Annotated in this window: 13 protein-coding genes; 7 read left to right on the top strand and 6 right to left on the bottom strand. The window is 47.4% G+C overall.

Translation table 11 applies throughout. The features are described 5' to 3' along the window. Positions 1-79: 79 nt before the first annotated feature. Positions 80-1,576 (top strand): site-specific integrase, encoded by a 1,497-nt coding sequence (locus HND56_05105; GenBank protein ID QKK05102.1) that lies wholly within the window; start codon positions 80-82, stop codon positions 1,574-1,576. Positions 1,577-1,681: 105 nt separating this feature from the next. On the opposite strand, the gene HND56_05110 is transcribed toward HND56_05105, so the two are convergent. The 4 genes from HND56_05110 to HND56_05125 form a co-directional block, all read right to left on the bottom strand. Further along, entirely contained in the window at positions 1,682-7,711 is a 6,030-nt protein-coding gene (locus HND56_05110; GenBank protein QKK05103.1) for a tandem-95 repeat protein, read from the bottom strand. Positions 7,712-8,355: 644 nt separating this feature from the next. After that, positions 8,356-8,940: a hypothetical protein gene (locus tag HND56_05115; GenBank protein ID QKK05104.1), complete on the bottom strand. Its 585-nt coding sequence runs from the start codon at positions 8,938-8,940 to the stop codon at positions 8,356-8,358. A 183-nt stretch (positions 8,941-9,123) separates the two neighbouring features. After that, positions 9,124-11,046 carry a hypothetical protein gene (locus HND56_05120; protein QKK05105.1) on the bottom strand — a complete coding sequence of 641 codons (1,923 nt, stop codon included), beginning with the start codon at positions 11,044-11,046 and terminating at the stop codon, positions 9,124-9,126. After that, positions 11,043-11,429 (bottom strand): hypothetical protein, encoded by a 387-nt coding sequence (locus tag HND56_05125; GenBank protein QKK05106.1) that lies wholly within the window; start codon positions 11,427-11,429, stop codon positions 11,043-11,045. Before HND56_05125 ends, HND56_05120 begins: the two co-directional genes overlap by 4 nt. A gap of 114 nt (positions 11,430-11,543) precedes the next feature. Between HND56_05125 and HND56_05130 the strand changes: the two genes are divergently transcribed. Together HND56_05130 and HND56_05135 are read left to right on the top strand one after the other, a co-directional pair. Beyond that, the gene (locus HND56_05130; GenBank protein ID QKK05107.1) at positions 11,544-11,909 is read left to right on the top strand and encodes a hypothetical protein; all 366 of its coding nucleotides are present in this window, start codon (positions 11,544-11,546) and stop codon (positions 11,907-11,909) included. A gap of 6 nt (positions 11,910-11,915) precedes the next feature. Beyond that, a complete protein-coding gene (locus tag HND56_05135; protein QKK05108.1) occupies positions 11,916-12,407 on the top strand; it encodes an N-acetyltransferase in 492 nt (163 codons plus the stop codon). 427 nt (positions 12,408-12,834) lie between these two features. Here the strand turns inward: HND56_05135 and HND56_05140 are convergent, their stop codons facing one another. Together HND56_05140 and HND56_05145 are read right to left on the bottom strand one after the other, a co-directional pair. Next, positions 12,835-13,647 (bottom strand): ImmA/IrrE family metallo-endopeptidase, encoded by an 813-nt coding sequence (locus HND56_05140; GenBank protein QKK06563.1) that lies wholly within the window; start codon positions 13,645-13,647, stop codon positions 12,835-12,837. Next, positions 13,647-14,003, bottom strand: a complete 357-nt coding sequence (locus tag HND56_05145; GenBank protein QKK05109.1) for a helix-turn-helix transcriptional regulator — start codon at positions 14,001-14,003, stop codon at positions 13,647-13,649. The genes HND56_05140 and HND56_05145 overlap by 1 nt, the downstream gene beginning before the upstream one ends. Positions 14,004-14,133: 130 nt before the next feature. On the opposite strand from HND56_05145, the gene HND56_05150 reads away from it, so the two are divergent. From HND56_05150 to HND56_05165, 4 genes are all read left to right on the top strand, one after another. Continuing rightward, entirely contained in the window at positions 14,134-14,307 is a 174-nt protein-coding gene (locus tag HND56_05150; protein QKK05110.1) for a hypothetical protein, read from the top strand. Positions 14,308-14,488: 181 nt separating this feature from the next. Further along, a complete protein-coding gene (locus HND56_05155; GenBank protein QKK05111.1) occupies positions 14,489-15,646 on the top strand; it encodes an SAVED domain-containing protein in 1,158 nt (385 codons plus the stop codon). Continuing rightward, positions 15,636-16,826 (top strand): nucleotidyltransferase, encoded by a 1,191-nt coding sequence (locus tag HND56_05160; GenBank protein ID QKK05112.1) that lies wholly within the window; start codon positions 15,636-15,638, stop codon positions 16,824-16,826. Before HND56_05155 ends, HND56_05160 begins: the two co-directional genes overlap by 11 nt. Beyond that, positions 16,826-17,485 (top strand): hypothetical protein, encoded by a 660-nt coding sequence (locus tag HND56_05165; GenBank protein ID QKK05113.1) that lies wholly within the window; start codon positions 16,826-16,828, stop codon positions 17,483-17,485. Before HND56_05160 ends, HND56_05165 begins: the two co-directional genes overlap by 1 nt. The last annotated feature ends 60 nt before the right edge of the window (positions 17,486-17,545 follow it).

Below are 17,545 nucleotides of genomic sequence, written 5' to 3' on the forward strand. Positions count from 1 at the left end.
GACGACGAAATACCTCTGTGATAGCCTAAAAACGGCTAGCGCGTAGCTAGCGCAAATTAGCACGCACAAGGAAACAGTCATGGAAACGCATAAAATACAGGAAGGAAAGCTCCGCCTTTACCGCCGCACTGATGGCGGAACATGGCAATGTGCCACCTATTGGAAAGGCAAAGAACAGCGTAAAAGCACAGGAGAGAAAGAACTCGACCATGCCAAAGCTGTCGCCGAAGCATGGTATCTGGAACTGACAGGAAAAAACCGACCGGCATCTGGCCGGACAAAACCGACCCAAAACCCCAGAACACAAACAAATAGCAATGAAACCCACAAGATACTCAATGGTAAAGTCCAGTTGTTCCGTCGCACTGAAGATGGGGCATGGCACTGTTCCGCATCTTTCGGCAATAGCATTCAGCGCCGTAAGAGTACGAAGGAAACAAGCCTCGCTCTGGCCAAGGAGGTTGCCGAGGATTGGTATCTGGAAATGAAGGGCAAGGCACGTGCAGGAGAACTCGAACAGGAAAAAAGCTTTGCTGAGGCCGCCGAGAAATTCTCGGAAGAGTACGAGGCCGTCACAAAGGGACACCGCAGCCCCAAATGGGTGCAGGGTCACAAAGACCGCATTAGATTACATCTGCTACCTTATTTTGGCACCAAGCCTGTATCCGAAATTTCCGCCGGGGTTGCACAGGAGTACCGCGCCCACCGCATGACGCAGCCGGAGGATTGGAACGACGAGGACGGACAAAAGCTGTGGAAATATCCAGCCCGCAACACCATCCATAACGAAATCGTGACTCTGAGTATGATCTTGAAAACCGCCCATCGCCATGGGTGGATCGAACAGATACCGAACCTCTCTGATCCTTACCGCCGTCAAAGTAAAGTCGAGCATCGCCCTTGGTTTACACCAAACGAATATAAGCAGCTTTATAAAGCAACACGTGAGAACGCAGAAAATCCGAAAAGTCCCCGCTATAAATGGCATGCAGAGCAGTTGCATGACTTTGTCCTGTTAATGGCAAACACCGGTTTGCGCCCCGATGAGGTGAAGCATCTCCAGTTCCGCGATGTGGAAATCGTTGTTGATGACTGGAGCGGCGACCGTATTCTGGAGATAGAGGTGCATGGAAAACGCGGCGTAGGCTATTGTAAGTCTATGCCTGGTGCTGTGCATCCTTTTGAGCGCCTTCTGTCACGCGAACGCCTGAAAACCGTGACGACGGAGGACGGTGAGACGACAGAGAAGCTCGCGACACCAGAGCCAAATGATATAATTTTCCCGAACGAATTCAAAAAAATGTTCAATAACTTGCTTGCAGAGAATGATCTGAAGTTTGACCGGCACGGCAAACCCCGCACAGCCTACAGCCTCCGGCATAGCTATATCTGTTTCCGCCTTCTGGAAGGGGCGGATATTTATCAAATCGCCAAAAACTGCCGCACCAGCGTCGAAATGATCGAAAAGCACTATGCCGCACATTTAAAGGATATGATTGATACCTCCCTTGTCAATGTGAGACGGGAGAAGTCACGTCGCACAGTTAATGAAGATTCCAAAGAACTGCGAGAGTAGGCGGAGAACCCTAGCCTAAGAGCGGAAAAAGCTTATGGCTTCTGTAGAGAGGCCAAGAAAAAGCCGTACCGCGAAGGCGGTACGGCTTAATGGTTTCAAAAATCTTTAAGCAATCACCAAATGCCCGCTTGCCAGCAGATCATCCACCGTGCCGAGGCCGGTTTCGCCTTGCAGCAGTGCAATCTGTGTCATGCTGAAAGCAGCACCAAGACCATCCTGATCAACGCTGAGGATGCTGTCGGAACCGCTTTCACTGACATTCGTCCAGTTGGATAGCGCATCCGCCAGCGGGTCAAAACCTGTCAGCAAATCAGCAATGTTCAGCACATCTTCATCAAACAGTGAGAAGTCTGTGATCGTGTCTACGGCATCGGCGCTATCAAAGTAGAAAGTGTCTGCGCCAGAGCCACCGGTCATGATATCGGCTCCGAAACCACCGGCGAGGAAGTCATCACCGCTTCCTGCACTGATGACATCATTGCCTGCTCCGGCATAAATGATGTCATCGCCGCTACCGGAGTTGATGTCGTCATTGCCGGCACCGCTGGAAATCACGTCATGGCCGCTACCGCTTTCAATAATATCATCGCCGTTTCCAGTCGTGACGGTATCATTCCCTGAGCCAGAGAGAACGGTATTATCCCCGCCACTGACATAGACAATATCATCACCACTGCCGGAGTTGAGGTTATCATCACCGTTACCGGCATAGATAGCATCATCGCCGCTACCTGTGGAGACTGTGTTGTTGCCGTCTCCAGCAAAGACAGTATCGGAACCGATACCGGTTGCAATACTGTCATCGCTATTATCGCCGACAATCGCGCCTGTAGGAGCGGTGACGGTGATGCTGGCAAATGCGGTATCAAAGCCGCCATTGCCGTCTTCAAGCGTATATTCAAAGCTGTCCGTGCCGACAAAGCCTGTCGCGCCTTCATAGGTGAAGTCGCCATTGGCCAGTATTGTGACAGTTGCACCGGCAAGGGTCATGATCGCGGCAGCGGTAACGGTCAGATTGTCATTATCCGCATCGCTGTCCGCGCCGTGTCCGTTATCTGCCAGAACGTTTCCGGTCAGGGCATTGCCATGCTCGACCGTGAAATCGTCATCATTGGCAACGGGTGGGGTGTTGGTTTGTACGGCATTGACCGTGACATTAACCGTTGCCGTATCAAAGCCACCATTGCCATCAGAAACGGTATAGGTGAAGCTGTCCGCGCCGCTGAAACCGGCATTCGGCGTGTAAGTCACAGACGTACCGTCAAAGCTGACTGTGCCGTTTGCGCCGTCATTTGCGGCAAAAACAGACAGCGCATCATTTTCAACATCACTGTCATTGGCAAGAACATCAATCACAACAGACGTGTCTTCATCCGTTACCGCAACATCGTCATTGGCAACCGGCGCGTCATTGACCGGATTGATCGTCAGAGAAACCGTTCCGGTATTTGTGCCGCCATTCCCGTCGTCGAGCGTATAGCTGAAGCTGTCCGCTCCGTTGAAGTTTTCAGCAGGGGTGTAGGTAAAATCGCCATTTGCGAGAATATTCACCGTTCCGCCTTGCGCTGTGTCAAGAGTCTCCGCAACAACGGAAAGATTATCTCCGTCAATATCGCTATCTACGCCATTGCCGTTATCAGCCAGAACATTACCGGCGATAACACTGTCTTCGTCGCCCGTAAAGCTGTCATCAGCGGCAACGGGATTATCGTTGACCGGATTGACGGTGACATTGACCGTGGCGGTTTCAAGACCGCCATTGCCGTCAGAAACGGTATAGGTAAAGCTGTCTGCGCCGAAGAAATTGGCATCCGGAGTATAGGTGACGGAGGTGCCGTCATGGGTGACTGTGCCGTTTGCGCCGTCAGTCGCGGCAGAAATGCTTAGAACGTCGTTTTCAACATCACTGTCATTGGCCAGCACATTCACCACAACAGCGGTGTCTTCATCCGTTGTTACAGCATCGTCGGCAGCCAAAGGCGCGTCATTCACCGGATTGACCGTCAGAGAGACGTTTCCAACCGCTGTGCCGCCGTTGCCGTCATCAAGCGTATAGCTGAAGCTGTCTGCGCCGTTGAAGTTTTCAGCAGGCGTGTAGGTGAAATCACCATTGGCGAGAATATCTACAGTCCCGCCTTGCGCCGTGACAATCGTTTCCGCGACAACGGAAAGATTATCTCCGTCAATATCACTATCTGCGCCGTTGCCGTTATCGACCAGCAGATTGCCCGACAGCACCGTGTCTTCATCAAACACGAACACATCATCCGCCGCAACCGGCACATCATTCACCGGCGCGATTTCAAGCGTGACTGTCGCTGTATCGGAGCCGCCATTGCCGTCAGTGACGGTATAAGTAAAGCTGTCTGCGCCGTTGAAATCGGCAGCAGGTGTGTAGGTAAAGTCGCCGTTTGCCAGCAACACGACAGAACCGCCCTGCGCCGTCGTCAGCGTTGCGGGCGTGACCGTCAAAGTGTCGCCATCCGCATCACTATCCGCGCCGTTGCCGTTATCGGCCAGAACATTGCCTGTTACAGCCGCGTCTTCCGTGCCTGTGAAGCTGTCATCCTGCGCAATCGGCGCTTCATTCGGTGCTTCTCCACCGATAATACCGCCCGTATCGAGCGCGGCGAGCATTTCAGCATAGGAAAAGCCTTCAAATTGTCCGTTCTCACGGTAAGATATGTTTCGGACGGTTTGTGTATTCATCCCGTCTTGGAAGCGCACAGCACTACCAGTCGTGAGATGAGACAGGATCAAATCATCACCGTCTTGCGCAACCCGTAAATCCTGCAAGGAAATGTCTTGCGTCTGCGTACCGCTCCAGCCGAAAAGCTGAACGCTGTTGTCGAGGTTTTCTCCATTACTGTCGATGATCGTCGTTTCGTTTCCGTTCAGATAAACGGTGTAAACATCGTGTCCGGCACCGCCTTCCAGTGTTTCATCTCTCCAGCGTCCACCGCTTAAAAAGTCATTACCGCTGCCGCCGATGAAATGCTCAAAAGCGAAAAAGAAGTCCTGATCGATTTCCTCACCTGTTGCATTGCTGAAATTCGCGTTGATATTGACCCCTTGTGTCGTATGCGCATAAGAGAGCGTATCTTTTATGCCGTCAAAGCCGTCATAATCATCGAAACCCAGCCCGCCGATGACAAGGTTATTGCCGCTGCCGGTGTAAACGACATCATCGCCCGCACCCGCATCGAATATTTCATCATTTGCGCTACCGCCCAGAGAGTCGTTGCCGTTTCCCGTCACAAGCTTTTCAATCCCTGTGAACCAGTCGGTGCCGACAATTTCCGTTTCATCGGGAGATAAAATAAAGGCGTTTCCTTCTCCTGTTGAAGCAATGACGTTCTGGTCATTTGCAAACATTCTGTAATCAAGCGTATCCAGCCCATCCCCGCCGTCGATGTTGTTCTCGCCGAAATTGCCGTGGAACACATCATGTCCGGCAAGGCCGGAGACGGTTGCGAAAATACCTGTCAGCGTAAAAGTATCATCAGCGGGCGTTCCCTCAATCGTGTCAAAATCACCGACGGTATAGCTTTCTCCGGTATTGCCGACCGTTCCGGCGACCAGATCGGCCAGTTGAAAAATACGCCCGTCATCCAGTTCCACCTCTTGGAACAGAGCCGGATTGCTGAAATAGTCCTTGACGATAAAGCCGCTGCCGGTCTCAACGCGCAGATCATTGCCATCCTGAATATAGGCAAACTGCGTCGGGTCGGTTACGCCGACCAGTTTGATGATATTGCCCGTATCGAATTCGTGGAATGTGTCAAAGCCCGTGCCTTGTCCGACAGTGAAGGAATAAGTATCCACACCCGGCCCGCCATAGATATTATGGCCGCGCCCGTCGGAATGGATGGTATCGTTACCGCCCAGTGCATAGATATCCTGTGCGACAAGTGCGCTTGCCACCAAATTATCCGCTGCTGCTGTTCCTGTCTGTTCCGTCAGTGGGGAGGGGGGCACTCCTTCGACAAAGTCGACACCACTTTCATCAACAGTGAAATAACCACTGCCGTCGGAAAATTCTATGAGCATATCGTTCAGACCGAGAGAAGCAGAAATAGCGTTCAACTCCAATTGTCCCGCACCACTGATATTGAACACAATCTGTGTCACGTGATCTTGTTCATTCACGGTAAAGGAGGGCGAACCGGCAAGATCAGAAGCCGTCAGGTCTTTATCAAACACGACCCGTGTTCTGAAACCGCCAAGCAAATCATAAACATCATTGCCGCCGGAATAGGTGATTTTTACAGCGGTAAAATCTAAAGTTCTTGCGCTGACAGTGTCGTTCCCCAATCCCGGTGTGAAGGAAATGCCATATGCACCGGGTTGATCTAGTCGCAAATTGATATTTTCATCGTAATTAGGGATGCTTGAACTCAAGGGCTGGAATGTAAAAGCGTCGTCATTCTCAGTGCCGTGAATAACAGGGATTAACGGGAACTCTGTCTTTCCTACCGTAGTGCCTCCGTATCCAAACGCGGCGCGTGGGTCTTCAACAAACAAACTGTGAACATAGGGGGTATCGTTTAGTTCCACTGTCATATTCAAATCCAGAAAATGACCGGTGACGGGAGAATTCTCAATGCCTCCCGGCCATGACAGAAAGCTGATATCACTTTGCGTTTGCGTCATTGTCACGGTAATGCCGTTTGCAAACGACGCATAAGAGATATCCGTTGCACCTCTGTGCAGTTCAAGAAACCCGGTATCGCCATGAAAAAATGAAAACTGCGAGGCATCCCGCAAATCCAGCGACTGGTTGAAATACGGAATAACCGTCGCCTGTGCGGCGGACACCGCTTCAATACCGAAGACTGTGTCTGACATACCTTGAAGGGCATAAGCGCTATTTTCCGCCATGTTCCAGAAGATATCGCCTGAATGGTAGAACAGGATGTCACGAGCATCCGCACCCGGCACTGCCGTATTGCCGCCGCCGTCGATTGTACGCCCCGACGGTGCGATCAAATCGGCTGTCATATTACCATCTTCGTTGCCGATGCTGGTGAAATTCCCGTCAAAATTCAACGTGCCGGGGGTGCCGATAAAGCCGGAGCCGTCATTTTCAATGATATTGGCGCTGCCTTGTACGAAAATCCTGTTTTGATAGCCTTCATTACCGATAACTTTTTCTATGGAATAAAACGTGTCTTGACCGCTCGACGGGCCGGTGATCGCATCAATCCCTGCGAATTTCGATACCGTGCCGTTATGTAGCGCGTTTCCTTCCGTGTCGGTCTCATTGCGGTAAACAACATAAACCCCGCCATCGAAATTCGCGTAAGACAACGCGTCGTTGCCGTCATTTCCTGCACCTTCAATCGGCAGAGGATCAACCAACGCCCCGAAATGTCCTGCTGCATCCCAATCTGCCTTGTATGCATTGATATGCTCTCGCACAAAACCGCCGTGGATCAGATTGTTGCTGTCTCCGACGAAGAATTCGTCATTGCCACCTTCGCCAAGAAGGATATCATTGCCTCCCGTCGGATTGTTGCTTGCGTTTTTTTCCGGCGCAACTCCGTCCGGCCCCCACGGATGCACAACACCGTTTGTATCCGGCAGCGTGTTTTCCTCAATAAATCCATGATCGCCATCATAAACTTTACCATCCGAATAAATCTTATCCGCGCCGTCTCCGCCTGCCAGAACGTTGTTCCATGCGTTGCCAATCAAACTGTCTGCCTGATCTGTTCCCTGTACGTTCTCAATCAAGGTAAAAAATGATATAGATAGATTGTCATCAGCTAATCCTGCTCCACGGCTGCCATTATAGCTGGAATCCACAGTTTTACCGACCGAACTGAATCGTCCCTGCCGTAAATCAATAGTTACGCCATCATCATATCCAGAAGCGTTAATTTTATCGATTCCGCCACCATCCCAGACTGTGTAAATAAATGGTGCGTCTTTATCTGTGCCGAAGCCCATATTGATACCATAGGTAGTATTTGCTTCGTTGACGTCAGGTGTTGCTTCGTTATCTAAACCACGTGTTTCGTAGTTGCGGCCATAAATTTCTTGTAAAGCAGCTATGTCGAGAATTTGCAGGCCAGAAGGTATATAGAAATTTTCTTCATCAATCATCATTCCAGGGGCAAGCGTATAGGACATGATTGTGTGCTGATGTGTTAAGTTAGCATTTGACGGGGTTTCTTCAAATGAATGCTTCAGACCAAGTGCATGACCAATTTCATGTAGGGCAAGGTAATAGTTACCGCTTCCTGCCGACCCACCGGATTGTTCTAACGAAGAAAACCAAACATCATTCAGAAAATCACTATTAAAGCTAGAGTGCTCCAAAAAGCTAGCATCTCTGCCATCGAGTGTGCCGGGCGCAGAAAGTCCACCTTCACCTGCAGAAACGGTTGCGCCGAAGTCAATCATTCCTCGCCCAGATGTTGCTGTGCTGAAAGTGATGTTCGTAACATCACTAAACAAAGCGGAATATGTCTCCGTAGGATTTAAAATGGCAGAAATAGTCGTTTGTAAATCCATAGAAATAACAGAAAATTTATCGTATAGTTCGTTTTGCAGCGACAAATCCAGAACGCTAATTCCAGCAACGTTGTAGTGAGCCGCATCGTTTTGAGTTGTCATGAAGGAGTAAGTGATGTGGTATTTTCCATCTTGTTCCGGTTCTAGTAGAAAATCTGGAATTGTTGTCCAGTTCCAGTAGCTTTCATTATAACTCATCACAATAGCTTCAAAGTCTTCAAATACTATGTCGCTCATCTCTCTCTCCATAAATTAAGCTGTTAATATGGTCTTAGACAGTATTGCATCGCTTTTGTCAGTGCATGCTGCTGTGCATAAAGGCTATTGGGTAGCAAAAAGGTGTCCGCGCAGTACCTCATCCGTTTATTTGAAAAAACGCTAGGCTTATTTCTTTCGAAACGCACTGTTATAATTACGAAAGGATCAAGGTTGGCTACGTCCATAGTTTTTAGCCGGAGATTGACTATAATATGCACGCTATCTCGCGTGTTATTCGTACTTTGCTCTTCTGAAGAATAGATGGGAATATTAGTATGTTTACGCAAAACGCATTCAGTCAAATTGGCAACCTCATTCTTTTGAAATAAGACTGTTTCGTCTAAATTACGATTCTTCTCCAACTCTACGGTGACAAAAATAGCTTTCACACTATTTAAAAGCATAGGATAAAACTCTGAAGTAAAACCAGTAGCTTGATCTGCGCTTACATGAGTGCAAATATCAGAAACTAAAGTGTTAGGTTGTTCATTAACTGTTTCTGTCGCCGCGCTACTAGCATTTATTATTGTAGAATAAAAAATATTTGCTAATAATAGCATAGTAATAATAAAAACATTTTTTCTCATAACGCCCCCACAAAAGAATCAAAATATGCCCACCATTTTAGAACTGCTGACGGATAGGTAAAGGGGAAAGTATACAATCCTTAAATTACATTACATTAATGCCATGTATGGATTGAGATTGAATGACATATATCATTCATCGCAAGTAAGCAATTAAAAACAATGAGATATGATTAATTTTTTCTATTTCTGCGGCGTTACTAGAGGTTGTGCCTTGATCTTGCTCAACTTCACTTTAGCTTTGACATTAAACGCAGGAGTGCGCGTTGTCTTACTGCCGTTTAGCGGTGGTATTTTACCGCGTTTCAGCACTTCTGAAACCGTCAGAGTCGATTGTTTGAGGCCGGTCGTTGTCACATGCTTCTTCTTCGGTGGCGCTGTTTTGACGGTTCTCGCAAGACTGGTATTGCTCTCGCGTTTTAAGGTCTTTTTGTAACGCGCTTCATTGAACATCTCGCCCGGCGGAGCCGCTACTTTCAGCGGATAAAGCGGCAGACCGTTCAGATCATAGCTCATATGCTGAATACGGGCGTAAAACGCCGTATTCGCGGCTACTTGCCGTTTCTGCTCTTCCTGCTGCTGTTGCAGCCTTTCATATGATTGTATGCTTCTATATAGCTCTTGCTGCAACTGCATCAGTTTTGCGGCATCTGCTGTTTCCTGCAGTTTAATCTCTTCACGCTTTTTCTGCACCTTCTCGGCCATGATTGTTTCTTGCGCCTTCAGAATTAATGCACGGATTTTCGCTTTCATATCATCGGAGAGAAGGGCGCTGTCCAGCGAGGCTTGTAGACTGGCAATATCACCCGATAGGGACGCAATCTTGCTCTCCAGCTTGGCCAGTTGCTCTTTGATGGCCTGCTGGCTGTCTTTCGGCTTATCAGGTGCTGTTGCGGCATTGATATGCCCGGCAATCTGTTTCTTAAGCTGCCATTCTTCTTCTCTATGCTGGTCTTTGTAGAAGTGCAGCGTTTTGTGCAGCTCGCGGCTTTCTTCCAGATGCCGCCGCACCATTACCTCCATCTCGGCACGGTCGCGTTTATGTGCAGTTTTAGCCTCTTGTGTGTTGAATGCTTTGATTGCGGCATTCTTCCCTGAAACCGCATCCCAGATGCCGGTCATACCCTTGGCAAAACGCCCGGCGCGGGCTTTGGTCTCTTCAACCCATCTTTGCCGTTGGCGCTCCAGTAGGTCTTCACGCTCTTTGCGCTGAATATTCACAAGCTGCCGCAGTTCCTGCACTACAGGCTTTTTGCGTTTCTTGAACAGCGCCCGTTTTTCAGCCAAGAGCTGCGCAGTGCTTTGCTGCATCCGGCTTTGCAGAAAATCTCGTGCCTGATCTGCCGTTGGCAGCTCTTCATAAGCACCAAGTTTTGCTTTCAGTTCTTTTTTCTTTGCGCCCAGCCAGCGTGAGAGCGAATAGACTTCCCCTTCAAAATCCACGGCCACATAGCCGCGCTGGTCGCCTTTGGCGAGATAATACCCACGCTCTTGCAGAGCACCTGCAAAGCTTTGCTTGCTATCAGAGCCATTCCAGCATTCCTGAAAGAATGCCTTCAGCTTAACTGGGTCATTTTTTAGACGTTCGGCTTGCTGCCATTCATGGAGGGTGTAATTGGTGGGACTGCTGTCTTCTTTGCGGATAAAGCCTTTGGGCAGCTTCCATTTGTGATGCAGGAACAGCTCTTTTGCCACAGAAAACAGCTTATTCTTGAAATGCGCCATATTGATGGCTTTGAGTTTATGACCCGCATCATAGATGCGGGACCAAACACAATGGCAATGCCTGCGGCCTTTCTTTTCATGGAAGACGATGACGCGGGGCTGGCCTTCCAGCCCCAAGCTCTTTTCAATACGCGCAATCGCGTTTTCAAAGTCTTCAATGGTTACTAATTCACCTTCCGGCGGATTGAGGCTCAGGGAGAAGAGGTATTGCTGGCACATTGTTGCCAGACTGGTCATTTCTGCTTCTTGGAGAGCGCCCAGCACGTCTTGGGCGATAAATCCTCGTATCTCATGGACGGTGACATGTTCGTTCTCGTCACCTTTGAGAAGATGCGCCGCCAGTGCAGCAGCGCCTTTGCGCTGGCTGGCTTTCAGGATCATTGCTCTTCTCCTGAGTTGCCCTTGGCTTTACGCCCAAGCGCCAGAGATAGCTCCTCGCGTATGTCGAGAACTGCATTGCAGGCTTCATGAAGCAGGGCATGTGTTTCTTCATCTAGCGGTAGAGCGCCGCTATTGCTGGCTTTTGCCAGTTGATTAAGGTTGCTGGAGATACGTGTATTTCCGAGACGGTGCAAGAGCCGTTCGATCAGTTCTTTATTCTCGGAGATATTGGCAGCATGACGGCGCGGGGTAGGGAGCTCAAAGAGCATAAAGCGAATATAGGCGCTGACCGGCATACGCCCGGCGCGCGTTCTTAACTGCTGCCGTTCTTCCTTACTTAGACGGATAGAAAACGGCGGCAAGTTTTTGCCGTCACTCTCCATTACCCAACACTCCCTCTTGACTCTTATATTTTAACATAAATTAGAGGTTGTGTCCAAAAAGGCTCTACACGCGTGAGGAAATTCTCTAGAATTATTTACAAGGAGAGTATTGCTATGAGCGATGATGAGAAATGGGTTCCGGCATCAGATAATTTTATCGCAGCAGATGTGATCCGCTGGACAGAGCCGGTCTGGTCAGATAAGAAACGCGGTCGCGGCAAGAACGCGAAACATGTCATGCTGGCAAAACAGCACATTATAGGGCAAATCGAAGAAATTGATGGCGATTACGTCTCAATTAAGGTTATTTCCGCTGAAATCATCGTAGAAGGCGAGAAAAAGACCTATAGGCCGCTGCTTCCGCGTGAAATAGGCAGTATTGTCAGGAAAAAGCCTGCAACACTTGCCAAAAATAGCATTGAACGGCGACTTTGGAGCGATGAAAGTGCCCGTAACAGCGTTATAGACCAAGAAGGATAAAAGCAAATGACGTTGGTCATCAGAAAAGAGGCGGAAAGCGATTTTCAAGCCGTGCATAACCTTCAATGCGCGGCTTTTGAAGGGCCAGCGGAGGCTGATCTGGTCAATGCCTTGCGCGACAACGGTGATGCCGTGATCTCTCTCGTTGCTCTGAGTGGGGAGGGGCAAGTTCTCGGTCATATTCTCCTGAGCCGCCTTGATGCGCCGATGCGCGCTTTGGCGCTTGCACCGGTTGCGGTTTTGCCGGAACATCAAAAGACCGGAATCGGTGGCGGCCTGATCCGTGAGGCGCTCTCTTTGGCTGAACTTGAAAACTGGCAGAGCGTTTTTGTTTTGGGTGATCCCAGCTATTACGAACGCTTTGGCTTTAGCGGTGCGGCGGCAATACAGTATGATTGCGTATATGCAGGGCAGTACTTCATGGCGCGACATTTTGATAAACAGGGCCCTGGTGCCGGACAGATCATATATCCCACACCGTTTCAAAATTTAGTGTAATATCTTTCAACTCTGTGACCTGCAAGATGTGTGCTTGTAGTACAGGATTAACCATCCTTTAACTTCTGCGCACAAATCTTGGCAAGGGAAGGAGCTCCAAAGCCGCCCTCCCGTTGCATCCCTCCTGGCTGAAAACAGACCCTCCAATAGAGGGGTCTGTTTTGCAAACATCCTTGGTGTTTGATCCCGCGTCAAAGGAGGAGAAGGCGGCTCTCCCCTTTAACAATACCCCATCGCTTCAAGGGCTCATCCTGCCCCTGAAAACCCTGACCAACCTTGTGCAGATTGGATGCGCACAATTTCATTGAGACCAAAGTGAGATTTTCAGCACTCCCTTTAGGATACCCATCGACAAAAGATATTCCGGTTATCTTTTGAAACATCGAGTAAACTGATTTCGTGTTATTGGCTTTTATTATTATAAGAATTAATAATCACATTCTTCCGCGACACAATCTTCATCATAAAATAATAATGTATAAGTAAAACCATCATTAAGGATGATAGTGCTAGAGTAGATTGTTTCTAGTGTCATATTTCTAGATTGTGGGTTTATCCAGTCAGATGCATCAGTGGTGTCAAAATCCGATGGGTATGGATCATCTTGAACGTCGACTGCTAAGGATTTTTGATATTCAGAAAGGGGAGTGTGTTCTATGTAGAAACCAAAGTTTTCTGATGCCACAAATCGTCGAAATTTGCTCTTATGGTGAATAACCATGGCGCTGGGAGTTCTTTCTAGAAAGCTAAGTCTGCGATAGGTGGCTTCTAATGATGTGCCGCATAGCTCGGATATTGATGAAATATTGCTCCAGTTTATTTCACAATTATGGTGCTTTGCAATGTGTACCCTTGGCATCAATAGACCAGACGCAAATCCATTGGCTTCTCTTTCGACGGGGTCATTGAAAGGGTTTGAGAACTCTTTGCTTCCACACTCGAAAGACATTTTTAACTGTGGGATTATGTGCATGGAAACATGACCAATCTCATGGGCGGCTGTAAATTTTTTTCTTCCTGGATCTGAAATGTTGGTGTTTATATAGATAAGTGCCCCTTTATCATTACCAAGAGCTTTACCCAAGATTTTATCGGAACTGAAAGGTTGCTCTTCCATCGCGACCTTAAAACCGTCACAGTTAATGGCGCTTACTATGCTTGTTGGGCAAATGGGAAGAGTATCAAAACCTAACGCTTCCAATAAATTCTCTGCTTCTGTTGCACCCTGCTGCTCCGCGATCATTTATCTGTCATTTCCTTAAGTCGTTCTGCCATTCCTCGGAGCATTTTCTGATCATCATCTGAGAGGTCTTCTAGTATATCCCAGCGGCGATAAAACTCCCTACTCTTTTGCTCTATTCCTGATGGAGGAGGGGCATCGCCAGCTAGCTCAAATGGTTCTACGTTTAGCGCTGATGCTAATTTTCTTAACACAACAAAAGTTGGTAGTCGCTTATCTCCTTTTTCGATTTGGCTTAATGCAGCGGGGGTAATTCCGGCTTTTGCCGCTAATGTGGATTGATTCCATCCCTTTTCGTCTCGTAAGCGTTTGATATTTTGACTTATGATGCGTGCTTGTTGCGATTTTTCTGACATATATCAACTCCCGTTAAAAAAAACATTAACACGGGTTGACATGCTATGCCAGCTAATTCATGATATTAACTACTGTTAAAAAATATTTTAACAGAAGTGCAAATCAAAAAAGATAGGAGGTACTTATATCATGGCTACAAATCCGCCCAAAGGTGATGGTAAGCGCAATGGGGCAGTTCGTGCTCGTTCCCAAACGAAAACGCCATCAGGTCATTACGTCAAGCGTGATGCGAATACAGGAAGGTTTATGGATGTAAAAACCAGCGATAAGACACCATTCAAAGGAGTGAGAAAGGAAAAATGATACGGCTAATGGGGTTATGCATATGACCGTGGGATTAATAGGGATTATTACTGGAGGCCAAAAATTAGGCTGGCTGTGCATCGCGATTTTATCACTTTGTGCGGGGGGATATTTGGTGTTGGATGAGATAGTGCCACGTTCTCTTCCTGTGTTAGGTAAGGTGTAAACGGAGTAAGGTAAAGTGGTTTCTGATGTTACACGATATGTTCCCGCCCCGGCTCAACGAGAGCTGTGGGCACGCGCTGCAGGGCGTTGCCAGTTTGATGGTCACAATCGGCTTTTATATTCATCGTGTGTTACTCAGGAGGCTGTGAATGTTGCTCAAAAAGCCCATATCTATGCCTTTTCGGAAAAAGGGCCGAGAGGACGCGGCCCTTACAAGGACAATCTTGATAGACTCAATGATGTCAGCAATTTGATGCTGATGTGTTATGATTGCCATACAAAGATCGATCAGGATAAAGAGGGACTTCGTTACTCGGCTGAACTTTTAATTCAGTGGAAAGAATTACATGAACAGCGGATAGAAATTGTGACTGGCATAGCCCAGGATAAAAAATCTCATGTTGTACTTTATGGAGCAAATATTGGCTCAGAGAAAACATTGATTGAGTATCATGATTGTGTCCGAGGGATGTTTCCTCATAGGTATCCAGCTAGTGAAAGGCCAATACAGATATCGACAAAATCTGAAATAAAGGACAATTCTTCACAATATTGGCAGGCGGAGTCGTTACATCTTTTGAATGTCTTTCAGAAAAAAATTGTACCGATCATTGATGATGATGCTTGTAAACATTTTTCTCTATTTGCGCTTGCACCGCAGCCGCTGCTAGTCCAGTTGGGTGCGCTATTTACTGATAAAATCTCTGTGGAAGGTTATCAACCCCATAGGGAGCCAAAGGGATGGCGATGGCACGATTGTGGAGACGAATTTGATTACGTCGTGCACAGGCCGGAACGTAATCATGAGAGGGTCGCGTTAATTGTTTCCTTGAGCGACAACGTGCCTAAAGACCGTATCACGAGGGTAATTGGTGATGATGTGTCTATTTGGGAAATAACTGTAGAGAATCCTCACAATGATCTTATTAAGGCAAAGCAACAGGTTTCTATGTTTAGGCAGCGGATGAGAAGTCTAATTGTTGAAATTAAGAAGCAACATGGTGCAAAAACACCATTGCATATTTTCCCTGTTATGCCAGTTTCCTGCTCGATTGAGTTGGGAAGAATTCGTATGCCAAAAGTCGATATGCCATGGCTCATTTATGATCATGATGTTGTGACACAGGAATTTGTTAAAGCTTTAGAAATAAAAGGTGATTTGTATGATGATTGATCGAAGAAATAAAGTGTTGAAATCCATTCTTGAATTTATTGAGCTTCCTGAAAGAGCCTATGAAATTGCAGAGAAGCGATATCAAGATATTGGTGAATGGTTCCAACGCCCAGAATCTACCTGCTTTGCTTTTGATCCGCATTTTTCTTCACAGGGCTCTTTCAGGCTAGGGACGGCTATTAAGCCAGATAAGAATGAGGAGTACGATCTCGATATAGGGTGTAACCTTCATCGAGGCTTATCAAAAGAAAAAATCACACAAGAGCAACTCAAAGTATTGGTGGGTGATGAGCTGGAACAATATAGAGTGGCACGACAAATCCAAGAGAGCTTGAAAGAAAAAGCACGTTGTTGGCGATTGGAGTATGCGGATGATATGAGTTTTCATATGGATGTCGTGCCGTGTATCCCAGAAGGGGAGGCTTCACGAGCCACCCTAAGGAAACGAATGATAGAAACCACAGGGTTGGATGAGACGTTAGCAATGGCTGTGGCAGGGCTAGCCGTTTCAATCACTGATAATACCGATATGGAATACAAGATTTTGACCAATAACTGGAGAATTAGTAACCCTGAAGGTTTTGCTCGCTGGTTTGAAAGCAGAATGAGAACAGCATCGGTATTTTTGACTGAGCGAGAGAGTGTCGTAAAAGCTAGTATAGACACGCTACCATATTATAGGTGGAAGACGCCTCTTCAAAGTGCCATTCAGCTTTTTAAGCGGCACCGAGATACGATGTTTAAGGGGAGTGAAGAAGCGAAACCAATTTCGGTTATCATTACAACATTAGCTGCACACGCCTATGGTGGAGAAGGAGATCTTGTTTCAGCGTTGTCGGGTATACTGAATTCAATGGAGTTACATATTAAACAACATGCTCCTTATGTCCCTAACCCTGTAAATCCCGAAGAAGATTTCGCTGATAAGTGGCATTCACCAGAGCATGCACACTTAAAGCTTCAAGAGAATTTTTTTAGATGGTTATTACAGGCAAAAGCAGATTTTGCAGCCGTCTGCTCAAAGAATAATAGCAGGATTATCTGTGAAGCGGCAGGCCGTGGTTTGTCGGTAAATCTAGATAAGACCGAGGTTGAGCAGGCCTTGGGCATATCTAGCGCCGTGGTTTCGCCAGTTTTGCAGATCCAAGAATCCGATCCGCGGCCTTGGTATGATTTGTAATGTTGCAATGGGCACGGTTAAAGCTTGATGAGTTTTTGGCGCTGCATCCTAGCATGCGACTCGCAGAATTGGATTCTCAACGAGTTGTTCTTGACGGTGAGTACGAATTGGATGCACAACTGAAGAACTTCGAGCCAATTCGGGAGACTTACCAGCTCAAGATTACTTTTTTCGCGGACTATCCGAAATCATTGCCTATAGTCCAAGAGACAACAAGAAGGATTCCAAGAACGGCGGATTATCATACATACGAGGATGGTTCGTTTTGCCTTGGTTCAGACATCAATCTTAAATCGATATTGTTCGAAGATCCATCAGTTCAAGGGTTTGTAGAAAGGGTGCTCGCCCCTTTTTTATATTCTATTTCATATAAAATAAAACACGATATTTATCCGTTTGGGGATCTTGCTCACGGTGAATCTGGTTTAATTGACGACTATCAGCGCTTATTCAACGTAAATGGAAAGTTGGCAGTATTGTCGGTATTGGCAGCTTTGGGGAAGCGTAAACGCGACGCAAACAAGCTGCCTTGTCCATGTGGATGTAGAGCCCGGTTAGGGGAGTGCGATTTTCGTTTTGAGTTAGAGAGGTGGCGAAAGCTTGGTAGACGAAGGTGGTTTAGAGAGCACTTGTCACAGTTCACGCCTATTGAGCATTAACAAATAAAGTGCTTGCGCTGTTTGAGTTGGGTTGAGCAGTTTATTTTATATTCATGGTAT

This window comes from Pseudomonadota bacterium, from assembly GCA_013285465.1.
GTDB lineage: Bacteria > Pseudomonadota > Alphaproteobacteria > Micavibrionales > CSBR16-224 > CSBR16-224.

Excerpts from the sequence above, each read along its gene's own strand:
- HND56_05135 (QKK05108.1), top strand. The coding sequence starts at position 11,916 with ATGACGTTGGTCATCAGAAAAGAGGCGGAAAGCGATTTTCAAGCCGTG.
- HND56_05145 (QKK05109.1), bottom strand. The coding sequence starts at position 14,003 with ATGTCAGAAAAATCGCAACAAGCACGCATCATAAGTCAAAATATCAAA.
- HND56_05115 (QKK05104.1), bottom strand. The coding sequence starts at position 8,940 with ATGAGAAAAAATGTTTTTATTATTACTATGCTATTATTAGCAAATATT.
- HND56_05105 (QKK05102.1), top strand. The coding sequence starts at position 80 with ATGGAAACGCATAAAATACAGGAAGGAAAGCTCCGCCTTTACCGCCGC.
- HND56_05150 (QKK05110.1), top strand. The coding sequence starts at position 14,134 with ATGGCTACAAATCCGCCCAAAGGTGATGGTAAGCGCAATGGGGCAGTT.
- HND56_05160 (QKK05112.1), top strand. The coding sequence starts at position 15,636 with ATGATGATTGATCGAAGAAATAAAGTGTTGAAATCCATTCTTGAATTT.
- HND56_05120 (QKK05105.1), bottom strand. The coding sequence starts at position 11,046 with ATGATCCTGAAAGCCAGCCAGCGCAAAGGCGCTGCTGCACTGGCGGCG.
- HND56_05110 (QKK05103.1), bottom strand. The coding sequence starts at position 7,711 with ATGTCCTATACGCTTGCCCCTGGAATGATGATTGATGAAGAAAATTTC.
- HND56_05130 (QKK05107.1), top strand. The coding sequence starts at position 11,544 with ATGAGCGATGATGAGAAATGGGTTCCGGCATCAGATAATTTTATCGCA.
- HND56_05165 (QKK05113.1), top strand. The coding sequence starts at position 16,826 with ATGTTGCAATGGGCACGGTTAAAGCTTGATGAGTTTTTGGCGCTGCAT.
- HND56_05125 (QKK05106.1), bottom strand. The coding sequence starts at position 11,429 with ATGGAGAGTGACGGCAAAAACTTGCCGCCGTTTTCTATCCGTCTAAGT.